The sequence below is a fragment of the Streptomyces clavifer genome (genome assembly GCF_036345975.1).
GTDB lineage: Bacteria > Actinomycetota > Actinomycetes > Streptomycetales > Streptomycetaceae > Streptomyces > Streptomyces clavifer.
Window position 1 is genome coordinate 524616 of record NZ_CP107793.1, and the last position, 11287, is coordinate 535902.

At 71.1% G+C, this 11287-nt stretch carries 11 protein-coding genes; 3 read left to right on the forward strand and 8 right to left on the reverse strand.

Going from position 1 to position 11287, the window contains the following annotated elements; all coding sequences use genetic code 11:
• Positions 1-14 precede the first annotated feature (14 nt).
• The 6 genes from OG927_RS02190 to OG927_RS02215 all read right to left on the reverse strand — a co-directional run bounded on the left by OG927_RS02190 (position 15) and on the right by OG927_RS02215 (position 5984).
• Positions 15-929, reverse strand: coding sequence for a PfkB family carbohydrate kinase (locus OG927_RS02190; RefSeq protein ID WP_056788152.1), 915 nt, complete (start codon positions 927-929; stop codon positions 15-17).
• Positions 926-1915, reverse strand: coding sequence for a zinc-dependent alcohol dehydrogenase family protein (locus OG927_RS02195; RefSeq protein ID WP_056788157.1), 990 nt, complete (start codon positions 1913-1915; stop codon positions 926-928). The genes OG927_RS02190 and OG927_RS02195 overlap by 4 nt, the downstream gene beginning before the upstream one ends.
• A complete protein-coding gene (locus OG927_RS02200) occupies positions 1915-2790 on the reverse strand; it encodes a carbohydrate ABC transporter permease (protein ID WP_056788159.1) in 876 nt (291 codons plus the stop codon). The genes OG927_RS02195 and OG927_RS02200 overlap by 1 nt, the downstream gene beginning before the upstream one ends.
• Positions 2787-3749: a carbohydrate ABC transporter permease gene (locus OG927_RS02205; protein WP_124283202.1), complete on the reverse strand. Its 963-nt coding sequence runs from the start codon at positions 3747-3749 to the stop codon at positions 2787-2789. The genes OG927_RS02200 and OG927_RS02205 overlap by 4 nt, the downstream gene beginning before the upstream one ends.
• The gene (locus OG927_RS02210; protein WP_124283201.1) at positions 3746-5104 is read right to left on the reverse strand and encodes an ABC transporter substrate-binding protein; all 1359 of its coding nucleotides are present in this window, start codon (positions 5102-5104) and stop codon (positions 3746-3748) included. The genes OG927_RS02205 and OG927_RS02210 overlap by 4 nt, the downstream gene beginning before the upstream one ends.
• A 118-nt stretch (positions 5105-5222) precedes the next feature.
• Positions 5223-5984 carry a DeoR/GlpR family DNA-binding transcription regulator gene (locus tag OG927_RS02215; RefSeq protein WP_056788170.1) on the reverse strand — a complete coding sequence of 254 codons (762 nt, stop codon included), beginning with the start codon at positions 5982-5984 and terminating at the stop codon, positions 5223-5225.
• A 439-nt stretch (positions 5985-6423) separates the two neighbouring features.
• On the opposite strand from OG927_RS02215, the gene OG927_RS02220 reads away from it, so the two are divergent.
• From OG927_RS02220 to OG927_RS02230, 3 genes are all read left to right on the forward strand, one after another.
• Positions 6424-8199, forward strand: coding sequence for a lysyl oxidase family protein (locus tag OG927_RS02220; protein WP_330319593.1), 1776 nt, complete (start codon positions 6424-6426; stop codon positions 8197-8199).
• A gap of 147 nt (positions 8200-8346) precedes the next feature.
• Positions 8347-9132: an SAM-dependent methyltransferase gene (locus OG927_RS02225; protein WP_209471098.1), complete on the forward strand. Its 786-nt coding sequence runs from the start codon at positions 8347-8349 to the stop codon at positions 9130-9132.
• A gap of 34 nt (positions 9133-9166) precedes the next feature.
• On the forward strand, positions 9167-9799 hold the full coding sequence (locus tag OG927_RS02230; protein ID WP_209471097.1) for a class I SAM-dependent methyltransferase: 633 nt from the start codon (positions 9167-9169) through the stop codon (positions 9797-9799).
• 90 nt (positions 9800-9889) lie between these two features.
• On the opposite strand, the gene OG927_RS02235 is transcribed toward OG927_RS02230, so the two are convergent.
• Complete coding sequence (locus OG927_RS02235) at positions 9890-10636, reverse strand: hypothetical protein (RefSeq protein ID WP_056788183.1); 747 nt, start codon at positions 10634-10636, stop codon at positions 9890-9892.
• A complete protein-coding gene (locus tag OG927_RS02240; protein WP_319099709.1) occupies positions 10633-11250 on the reverse strand; it encodes an RNA polymerase sigma factor in 618 nt (205 codons plus the stop codon). The genes OG927_RS02235 and OG927_RS02240 overlap by 4 nt, the downstream gene beginning before the upstream one ends.
• Positions 11251-11287: the final 37 nt, after the last annotated feature.

Below are 11287 nucleotides of genomic sequence, written 5' to 3' on the forward strand. Positions count from 1 at the left end.
ACGGGGAGGGCTCCTCAGCCATGAGTGGGGACACGGGGCTCGGTGCCCGCCCGGGCGCACACGGAGGCGGCCACGTCGGAGGCGTGGGCGAGCATCGCCTCCACCTCCTGGACTCCGGTCGCGCCCGCGAAGGCACCTCCCGCGCCCAGGCGGTTCAGCATGCCCGCGAGGAAGGCGTCCCCCGCGCCGATCGTGTTGACCACCTCGACCGGTGTGGCCGCCACCGACACCGGCGGTGCGGTGGGGGTGTACGCCGTGCTGCCCCTGGCTCCCCTGGTCATGACCACGAGCCGGCCGTCGGCCGCCAGGTCCGCGCAGGTGTCCTCCGGATCCGCGCCCGGCCACAGGCGCGCCAGGTCCTCGTCGCTGGCCTTGACGACATGGGCGAGGCCGCACAGCTCGCGCAGCAGCGCCAGACTCCGTTCCGGGTCCAGGGTGCGGTCCTCCCGGACGTTGGGGTCCACGACGAGGAGGGAGTGCGCGGCAGCCGCCTCGGCCGTCGCCCGTACGGCCTCCGCCCCGGGATCCACGACCGCCGCGAGCCCGCCCACGTAGACGGCGCCGAAGCGGCCGGCCTGGGCCGAGAGGTCCGGCAGCCGGAAGGTGGCCGTGTCCCCGAGGTGGAAGTGGTATCCCGTCCCGTCGGTGCCGGGGTCGGCGACGGCCAGGGCGGTGGGCAGGGCGGACCGGGCACAGAGGGCGAGGTCCACCCCCGCCGTCCGCATCCGCTCCTCGATGGTGCGGGCGAAGCCGTCACCGCCCAGCCCGCCGGCGAAGGCGACGGGTGAGCCGAGCCTGGCGAGCCCGACCGCGACGTTGGCGGGGGCTCCACCGAACTGGGCGGCCCGCACGTTCCCGTCCCCGTCCACCGGCACGAGGTCGATGAGCGCCTCACCGAGGACGAGGACGTGGCCGGGCCCACCCGTCACGGCTGCACCACGATCTTGCGGCCGATGCCCGCCTTGAAGCGGTCGATGGCCTGCGGGTACTGCTCCAGGGGCAGCCGGTCGCTGATGAAGACGGACGGGTCGAGCACTCCGGAGGCGAAGAGCGCGGCGGCGCGTTCGTAGCTGTGCAGGACCGCCATCGAACCGGTGATGGTGATCTCGTGGTTGTAGATGCGGTACGGCTCGATGACCGCCCTGGTCGCGTAGTCGGCCACTCCGAACTGGAGGAAGGTGCCGCCCTTCGCGACGCGCCCCAGGCCGTCCTGGATGGCGCCGGCGTTGCCGGTCGCGTCGATGACGACGTCCCAGCCGCCGGGCCGGTCGAGCTCGTCGGCCCCGGCCGCGGACCGGGAGCAGCCGAGGAGGGCCGCCGTGGCGAGGCGGTCGGGGTTGACGTCCAGTATGTCGACGCCGGCGGCGCCCGTGCGCTTGGCGAGTTCCAGCATCATCAGGCCCATGGTGCCGGAGCCGTAGATCAGCACCTCGGCGCCCAGGGTGCTGTTCAGGACGTCGTATCCCCGGACCGCGCAGGACAGCGGCTCGATGAGCGCCGCGTCCTTCACGTCGATGTGCTCGGGCAGTCGGACGCAGTTGGCCACGGGTGCCACCGCGTACTCGGCGGCACCGCCCGGCTCGGTGACGCCGATGGCGGCCCACCGCTCGCAGAGGTTGCCTCGTCCGATGCGGCAGTAGCGGCACTCGTGGCAGTGCAGGGAGGGATCGACGGCGACCCGGTCGCCGATGGCCAGCTCCGTGACCTCCCGCCCGATGCCGACGATCTCCCCGGCGAATTCGTGGCCCGGGACGATGGGCAGGGTGGGGGCGAACTCTCCCTGCAGGATGTGCAGGTCGGTTCCGCACAGGCCGACGGAGGCGACGGCCACGACCACCTCGCGGGGCCCCGGAGCGGGGTCGGGGACGGTGGAGACGGAAACCTTGCCGGGTGCTTCGATGATCGCTGCCCGCATTATTTCACTGCTCCAAGAGAGAGGCCCTGGACGAGCTTGTCCTGGGCGGCGTAACCGGCGGCGAGCACCGGCAGGGACACGACGACGGACGCGGCGCACAGCTGGGCGAGGAAGAGGCCCTGGCTGGTGACGAATCCGGTGAGGAAGACGGGGGCGGTCTGGGCGACGACGCCGGTGAGCACCCGTGCGAAGAGCAGTTCGTTCCAGCTGAAGATGAAGCAGATCAGCGCGGTGGCGGCGATTCCGGGGGCGGCCATCGGCGCGACCACACGGGCCAGGACGGTCGGCAGGCGGGCACCGTCGACCTGGGCGGCCTCGATGACGGAGACCGGGACGTCCGCGAGGAAGGACTGCATCATCCAGACGGCGATCGGCAGGTTCATCGAGGTGTAGAGCAGGACGAGGAGCCAGATGTTGTCCAGCATCCCGGCGTTCTTGGCGAACAGGTAGATGGGGAGGAGGCCGGCGACGACGGGCAGCATCTTCGTGGAGAGGAAGAAGAACATGACGTCGGTCCACTTGCGGACGCGCCGGATGGAGAGCGCGTAGGCCGCCGGGAGTGCCAGCAGGAGCACCAGGACCGTGGAGAAGAACGAGGCGCCCAGGGAGTTGAGCAGGGGCGGCCACGGGGTGACGCCGGTGTCGGCGCCGAAGAAGGCGCGGTAGCCGTCGAGGGTCAGGGGCGCGGTGAGGGAGGGCGGGTTGGTCGCCGCGTCCGACTCCGCGTGCAGGGAGGTCAGGAGCATCCACAGCGCGGGCAGGCAGAAGGCGAGTCCTGCCGCCCAGGCCAGCAGGCCCAGTGCGGTGGAGCGGCGCTTGGCCCGTCGCAGGGTGCGGGAAACGGACGCGGTGGCGGGAACGGTGGCAGCGGTCATGCGCGGTTCGCCTCCTCACTGAAGAGGGACGAGACGGTCCGGAGCGCGAAGGTGGCGATGATGATCGTGCCGATCACGACGACGACTCCCGCGGCGGACGCCAGTCCGTATTCGTGGGCTTGGTAGAAGGTCTGGTAGATCGTGTACGGGAGGTTGGCGGTGCCGAGGCCTCCGGCGGTGATGGTGAACACCGCGTCGAAGTTCTGCACGATGTAGACGGCGCCGAGCAGGACGCCGAGCTCGAGGTACCTGCGCAGGTGCGGCAGGGTCAGGTAGCGGAAGGTCTGCCAGGCGCTCGCGCCGTCGAGCCGCGCGGCCTCCACCACTTCGGCGGGCCGGCTCTGCAGTCCGGCGAGCAGGATCAGCATCATGAAGGGCGTCCACTGCCAGACCAGGGCGGTCACGACCGCGAGCAGGGGCATGTCCGCGATCCAGTCCGGCTGGGCCGGCGAGGTGTCGCCGAAGAGCTCGCCGATCCAGCTGAGCGTGCCGTTGAGGAGCCCGTACTCGGGGTTGTACAGCGCGTGCTTCCACAACAGGGCGGCGGAGACGGGGACGAGCAGGAACGGCGTGATGAGCAGCGTACGGACCATGCCGCGGCCGAAGAACGTGCGGTCGAGCAGCAGGGCGAGGGCCAGCCCGATGACCACGGTGGCGATGACGACGCTCGCGGTGAGCAGGATCGTGGTGAGGACCGAGTCGCGCAGCGCCGCGTCGGTGAAGACGGAGGCGTAGTTCTCCAGCCCGTTGAAGCTGCGCTTGTCGGGGTTGAGGGAGTTCCAGTCGAAGAGGGAGATCACCAGGGTCGCCACGAACGGCAGCTGGGTGACGACGATCAGGAAGACCAGTGCGGGCAGGAGCGGCGCCCTGGTGGCCCAGGCCCGTGGGCCGTTCTTGCGGGGCGCGGGTGCCGGTGGCTTCGGTGGGGACACGGGTGAGGTGCTGACTGCTGTGGTCATCGGTACTCCTTGGCGACCTGCTCGGCCAGCTTCTGGGAGGCGGCCAGGGCCTTGTCTACGGACTGGCGGCCGGCGATGGCTGCGCTGATCTCCTGCGCGACCTTGGTGCCGAGGTCGGTGAACTCGGGGATGCCCACGAACTGGATGCCGGCTGTCGGGCGCGGCTGGGTGCCCGGGTTCAGCGGGTCGGCGCCGGCGATGGCCTGCTCGGTGACGTCCGCGAACGCCCCGGCCGCCTCGAGGTATTCGGGGTTGTCGTACGTGGAGGCCCGCTTGCCGGCGGGCACGTTGGCCCAGCCGCTGGTCTCGCCGACGAGCGACTCGTACTCCTTGCTGGACGCCCAGGAGACGAACTTCCACGCGTTGTCGGCCTTCTTGGAGGCCTTCTGGATGCCCCAGGCCCAGGTGTAGAGCCAGCCCGAGCTCTTGGTCTTCTCGACCGGTGCGGGTACGTATCCGATCTTCCCCTTCACCGGGGAGCCGGCCGCCTCCAGCGATCCGGCGCCCGCCGTGGCGTCGTACCACATGGCGGTCTTGCCCTGCGTCATGTTGTTGAGGCACTCGGCGTACCCGGACTGGGAGGCTCCGCGCTCTCCGTGCTCGCGTACGAGGTCCACGTAGAAGCGGGTTGCCTTCTTGAACTCCGGTGAGGTGAGGCGCGGTTCCCAGTCCTCGGTGAACCAGGTGCCGCCCATGGTGTTGACGACCGTGGTCAGGGGTGCGATGACCTCGCCCCAGCCGGGGAGTCCGCGCAGGCAGATGCCCTTCATGCCGCGCTCGGCGCCGTCCGCCTGCGCCGCGAGTCCGGCCACCTGCTCCCAGGTGGGGCGCGCGGGCATCTTCATGCCCTTCTCCTCGAAGACGTCCTTGCGGTACATGAGGAAGGACGACTCGCCGTAGAAGGGTTCGGCGTAGAGCTTGCCCTCGGCGGTGAGCGAGTCCCGCAGGGGCTTGAGGATGTCGTCCTGGTCGAAGGCGGTGTCCTCGGCGGCGTACGTGTCGAGGGGGTGCAGCCAGTCGTTCTTCGCGAAGAACGGCACCTCGAAGTTGCTGATGGTGCCGACGTCGTACTGACCCGCCTGGTTGGAGAAGTCCTGGCTGATCTTGTCGCGGACGTCGTTCTCCGGCAGCACGGTGAAGTTGACCTTGATGCCGGTCTCCTCCGTGAAGTGCTCCGCGGTCAGCTTCTGCAGCTCGACCATCTGCGGGTTGTTCACCATGAGGACGTTCAGTGCGTCACCTCCTCCGAAGGAGGTGCCGCCTGCTCCGGCGCACCCCGCGGTGAGGAGTGTCAGCGCTGCAGTGCCCGCGACCGCCCGCAGGCGGATCCCACAGCGTCGTTGCTGGTGGGGCATAGGTTCTCCTGATGGGTCGTAGCGGCTCGTGCTGCACCGGCCGGGGGCTCCGGTTCCGGGCATGGTGGTGCTGCCCTGCGGCCTCCGGGAGAGGCAGGGCCCGGGACGTGCGGGTGTCTCAGACTCGGATCACGTGCGGGCCGAGGAGCGAGTAGCGCTGCGCCTCGGCCGAGGGGAGCCCGGTATCGGTCACCACGGCCTCGAAGTCGCCGACACCCGCGAAGCGGCAGAAGCTCACCGCTCCGAACTTCGTGTGGACGCCCGCGAAGACGCGGCGGCGGGAGCTGCGCATGGCCTGCGCCTTCACCTCGCCCACGGTCGGGTCCGGTGTGGTGAGTCCGTACTGGCGGGAGATGCCGTTCGCGCCGACGTACGCCAGGTCGATGACGAAGTCGGCGAGCATGCGGGTGGCCCAGTGGTCGACGGTGGCCATGGTGCTGCTCCGGACGCGTCCCCCGAGCAGGAGAACGGCGATCTTCTCGGCGTCGGCGAGGACCGTCGCGACGGCCAGGGAGGCGGTGACCACGGTCAGCGGCCGGTCGCGGGGCAGGGCCTCGGCGATGAGCTGGGGGGTGAATCCCTCGTCGATGAAGACCGTTTCGGCGTCACCGAGCAGATCGGCGGCCGCCGCCGCGATCCGCGACTTCTGCGGTACGTGGTGGGTGGTCCGCATCGCCAGGGTCGTCTCGAAGCCCGCGCTCTCCACCGGGTACGCACCACCGTGCGTACGTCGGACCAGACCGTGTTCCTCAAGGATGTGCAGATCGCGCCTGATGGTCTCCTTGGCCACCTGGAACCGTTCGGCCAGCCGGTTCACATCGACCGAACCGTCACGTCGAGCCGTTTCGAGTATTCCCCGTCGGCGTTCCTCGGTGCCCACGACGCCATCCCAGTACTAGGTGCGGATCTGCCATGGCCCGACGTCCGTTCGGGCCCACGCATAGGTTTTACAAGCAGGAACAGGTGTTGGACCAGCGTATCCGCGACTCGTCCTGCGCCCGTTCGTGCCCGATCCAGCAACGCGTTCCTCACTGGTAGTCCCATATTCCGGTTGCCGCGGACAGGGGATCACTGCCCGCTTCGCACCTCGCTACGCCCGGATCCCGCCCGTTCACGGTCACGGCGTTCCTTCGGCTAGCACAACCGCATCCCGCCTGGTGCGGAAACAACACGACAACGTCTCATTCCACACCGTACGACCGGTTTTCAGCCAACGATTCGTGACTCAGGGGTCTGCGGACAACCTGCGGGGCGCTTCCTCGTATCTCACTGGCAAAGCTCCTCCGCCGCCCGCCCGGGCATTCGGAAATCGAGGAACGATGACCACGACAACCCCCCGCAGCCGCCTGTGGCGTCCGGCGGTCGCCGCCGGAGCGGCGATCGCCGTGATCGCCGGTGTCGCCGCCGCAGCACCCGACGGCAAGACGGCGGCGCCCACGCCGCGGCTCGGCCTGATCGCCGCCTCGGAGTCGGTGACGCTCGACTCCTGGAAGGACGACCCCGGCGTCTACCTGGATCTGGGCACGTACCTCACCGCGGGGGGCTCCCCGTTCGAACTGCGGGTGACCCGGAAGTCCTACAAGGACCCCGTCGTCGCCACCCAGGTGATCCGCCGGGGGACGAAGACCATCACCAGGGCGCTTCCCAAGGGCACGGTGAAGGACTTCTCCGGGCTGCCGGGGTTCATGAAGATCACGGTCACGGACGCGGCCGGCAAGACCGTCATCAACCGCACGGAGTCGTTCTGCCCGAACAACGCGTCGGGCCGGATCCGCCCCGACGCGCCCGCCACGTCGAAGTACCCCGAGAGCTGCCCCGTGAACCCGTTCACGCTCGGCTCGGTCTGGGGCGTCGAGAAGGGCTGGGCGTCCAACACGTACGCGGGCTACTACTCCGCGCCGGTCGCCCTCGGCGTCGGCAAGTACACCGCGAAGGTGTCCGTGACCAAGCGCTACCGCGACCTCTTCGAGATCGCCGACAAGCCGCAGACGGTGAAGGTGACCGTGCGCGAGCGCGGCGACGGGGAGTCGGGCGCGGGTGCCGTCGGCAGGTCCGCCCCCGCCCACGGCTCCCACACGGCCGGACACGGAACCGGCCACACCGGCGGGCACACGGCCGGCCACCCGGCCGGGCAGCAGGCGGGGCAGCAGGCCGGGCACGCCGGCCACATCGTGCCGCGCTCGCCCGCGCCCGCGTCGGCGACCAACGGCGCGGGCCCCGCGTACAACGTGGGCCACGGTCCGTACGCACCCGCGCCCGCGGCCCTGCCCTGGGCGCTCAAGCGGGAGGCCCTCCGGGCCCCGCAGGGCCGTGACGGCCGGGGAAGCACCGACGGTTCGCGGCAGGCCCCCGCGGTGCAGCCCCAGGCGAAGCGCCCGACCGGCAAGGCCACGGTGCCGAACGTGCCCAAGCCCGATCTGCGTTCGCTGCCCGCCTACGGCATCACCATCAGCGAGGGTGACGGGAGCGCTCCGGGCAGGGACTTCCTGGCCTTCAGTGCCAACGTGTGGAACGCGGGACCGGCGCAGCTGGTCGTGGACGGGTTCCGCGCTCCAGGCAAGGAGCTGATGGACGCCTACCAGTACTTCTACGACGCCTCGGGGAAGCAGGTCGGCTACACACCGACCGGCACGATGGAGTGGGACCCCCGCCCGGGTCACGAGCACTGGCACTTCACGGACTTCGCGAGCTACCGGCTCCTGAAGGCGGACCAGAAGGAGACCGTGCGCAGCGGCAAGGAGGCCTTCTGCCTGGCCAACACCGACGCGGTCGACTACACGGTGAAGAACGCCAACTGGCACCCGTACAACACCGACCTGTCCACGGCGTGCGGCCAGGAGAACTCGATCTCGGTGCGGGAGGTGCTCGACGTCGGCTCCGGTGACACGTACACCCAGGATCTCCCCGGCCAGTCGTTCGACATCACCGGTCTGGCGAACGGCACCTACTACATCCAGGTGCTCGCCAACCCGGAGAAGCGGCTCAAGGAGACCGACCTGACCAACAACAGCGCACTGCGCAAGGTCGTCCTGGGCGGCAAGCCCGGCGCGCGTACCGTGACCGTGCCCGCGCACGGCCTGGTCGACGCCAACTGACGACGCCCGGCGGCGCGGGGCCCCGGGAGCCGTTCCCGGGGCCCCGCGTACGTCGCGCATCGCTGGCAACACCAGCCCGCCGCAGTGGAGTTGCTGTGGCAGACTTCGCAGGTGGAGCGGTCCACCCCATCTGTAACGGAGCCCGTCATGACGTCCGCGATACCTCAGCCCCCGATCGACACCAGCAGGCCCCACTCGGCACGGGTCTACGACTCGCTCCTCGGCGGCAAGGACAACTATCCGGTGGACCAGGCGGTGGCCGAGCACCTTCCGGCGGAAGCGAAGACCGGGGCGCTCCAGAACCGTGCGTTCATGAACCGCGCGACGGCGTGGCTGGCCGGTCAGGGCGTCGACCAGTTCCTCGACATCGGAACGGGGATTCCCACCGCCCCGAATCTGCACCAGATCGCGCAGGAGATCAATCCGGCGGCCCGCGTCGTCTACTGCGACAACGACCCGATCGTGCTGCGCCATGCGGAGGCCCTGCTGATCAGCAGTCCGGAAGGGGCGACGGACTACGTCCACGCCGATGTGCGCGAGCCCGGCACGATCGTCGAGGCCGCCCGCAAGGTGCTGGACTTCGACCGACCCGTCGCGCTCTCGCTCCTGGGCCTCCTGCACTTCCTGCCCGACGACGAGGACCCGTACGCCATCGTGCGCACCCTGGCTGCCACGCTGCACCGGGGCAGTTACGTGGTGCTGTCCCAGGGCGCCTCGGACGTGAACCCCGAGCGGGGTGAGGAGGGTGCGGCCGAGTACGGCAGGGGCGGCATCCGGCTCGCCCTGCGCACCCGCGGCGAGTTCGCCCGCTTCTTCGAGGGCCTGGACATCGTCGAGCCGGGTCTGGTGACGGCGCCCGAGTGGTTCCACGGCGCCGACGCCCCCCGGCCCGAGGAGAGCGGACTCTACGTCGCGGTCGCCCGTATCCCGTGATTCCTGCGCCGGCGTCAACGGAAGGACCACTGCCATGACCGAGGAGAACGGCCACCCGGCGGCGACGGCGTTCGACGCCATCGGTGCCGACTACGAGCGGGCCTTCGCCGGCTCGGCCGCCCACCACGCCTCGCTGACCCGGTTGCTGGAGGAACTCGCGCCGCACAGCCGGGTGCTGGACGTGGGCTGCGGAACGGGCCGGCCGACTGCCCAGTCCCTGACCGACGCGGGGCACCAGGTGCTGGGGGTCGATGTCTCGCCCGTGATGGTGGAGCTGGCCTCCCGGCAGGTCGCGGGGGCGTCCTTCCGCTGCGCCGACATCCGTGAACTCCCGCTGGAGGACGAGACCTTCGACGCGGTCTGTGTCTACTTCTCGCTCCTCCAGATGCCACGCGACGAACAGACCGCGCTCGTACGGCGGCTCGCGCGGGCCCTGAAGCGGGGTGGCCGGATGGTCCTGGCGACGGTTCCGCTGGACGTCGAGGACGTGGACGCGGTCTTCATGGGACAGGAGGTACGGGTGACCAGCTTCGGCCCCGAGGCCTTCACGGCGCTCGCGACCGGCGCCGGGCTCTCGGTCCGGTGGGAGACGAACGCGGTCTTCACCCCGTCCCACCCGGCGGCGGTGCCGGAACCCCATGTGTTCCTGCACTGCCGTCGGGACTGAGGAACGGGGCGTCTTCGCCCGTGAGCGGTCCGGGGCCCGGCGGATGCCGGGGCGCTTCCCCGGGCCGGCCGGTCCCGGAACGGCGGCGACCTAGGCGGCGTCCGTGACCTTCCCGGACTTGGCGGCCTTCGGGGTCTTCGGGGTCTTCGAGGCTTTCGGTGACTTCGAAGGCTTGGGCGACTTCGTGGCCTTCGGCTCCTTCGACGGCTTCCCGGACGTCGAAGGGTCGCCGCCCGTGCCGCTCTCCTCCAGCGTCCGGGCGCAGAACGCGTCCACGGCGTCCTCCCCGCCCGCCGCCGCGGTGAGGCGCCGGAACGCCTGGCCGTTGCGGACGCCGTTGCCCGCGCTCCGGGCGCGGCAGAGCCCCACGAGGCCCGGATCGGCCGGGCCCCGCGCCGATGCGGACGGCGGCGCGGGCTGCGGGGGCCGCTCCGGCGTCGTGCCGGGTGCGGGCACGGCCGCCGGGTTGTCGCCCGGGCTGCGGGGTGCGTCCACCGTCGGGGCGGGACCGGGATCGATTCTCCGCTCGAACGGGACGGGGACCACTCCGGCGGCCATCGCCACCCCGCCGAGCACCGTCGTGGCGACGAGCGACCCGAGGGCCGTTCTCCAGCGTGTCCCGGCCCTCCGGAACCCGGCCGCCGGGCGCCAGTCGTCCCGTCGGCGCCTCCGACCGGTACGGACGTGGGTACCCGCGTCACGGGACGCCCGGAAGGCGGCGAGAGCCCGGGCCTCGCCCTCACGGCCCGCCCCACCGCGGCCACGCACCGCGTCGGCGAGCGCCTCGATGTCCGGGGTCACCGGAGCCTCGGCGGGCTCCTGCTCCTCGCGTCTCATGTCCCCTCCCCCAGCGTGCGCGGCCCCCCGGACGCCCGGCCCTCCGGGGTCATCCCCTCGGCCAGTCTCTTCAGCCCCCGGTGTGCGGCCGTCCGCACCGCGCCCGGCCGCTTGCCCAGCACGCGCGCGGCCGCCGGCCCGTCAAGCCCGACGACCACGCGCAGGAGGACCGCCTCGGCCTGGTCCGGCGGCAGTTCCGCGATCCGTTCGAGCGCCCGCCGGGTCCCGAGCGACTCCAGGACCGCGCCCGCGGTGTCCGTCTGTCCGGGCAGGTCCAGCACGTCGTGCTCGAACAGCGAGGTCCGGGGCCGCCGCTTCAGCCTGCGCAGGTGGTCCAGCGCCCGGTGCCGCGCGATCGTCGCCGTCCAGCCGCGGAACCCGGCACCGTCACCCCGGAAACGGCCCAGGTCGCGGGCGATCTCCAGCCATGCGTCGGAGGCGACGTCCTCGGCGTCGTCCCCGACGAGCCCGCGGACGTAGCCCAGCAGTCCGGGGTGCACGAGCCGGTAGGCCGTGCCGAACGCGTCCTCGTCCCCCTGCTGCGCACGCTCGACGGCTTCGCCGAGCCGCACGTCGTGGTCCTGCGTACGACGTCGCTCCCCGCCCCTGTGCACCCAGTCCTCTTCGGTCGCCCCGGCACCTCTTATCCTC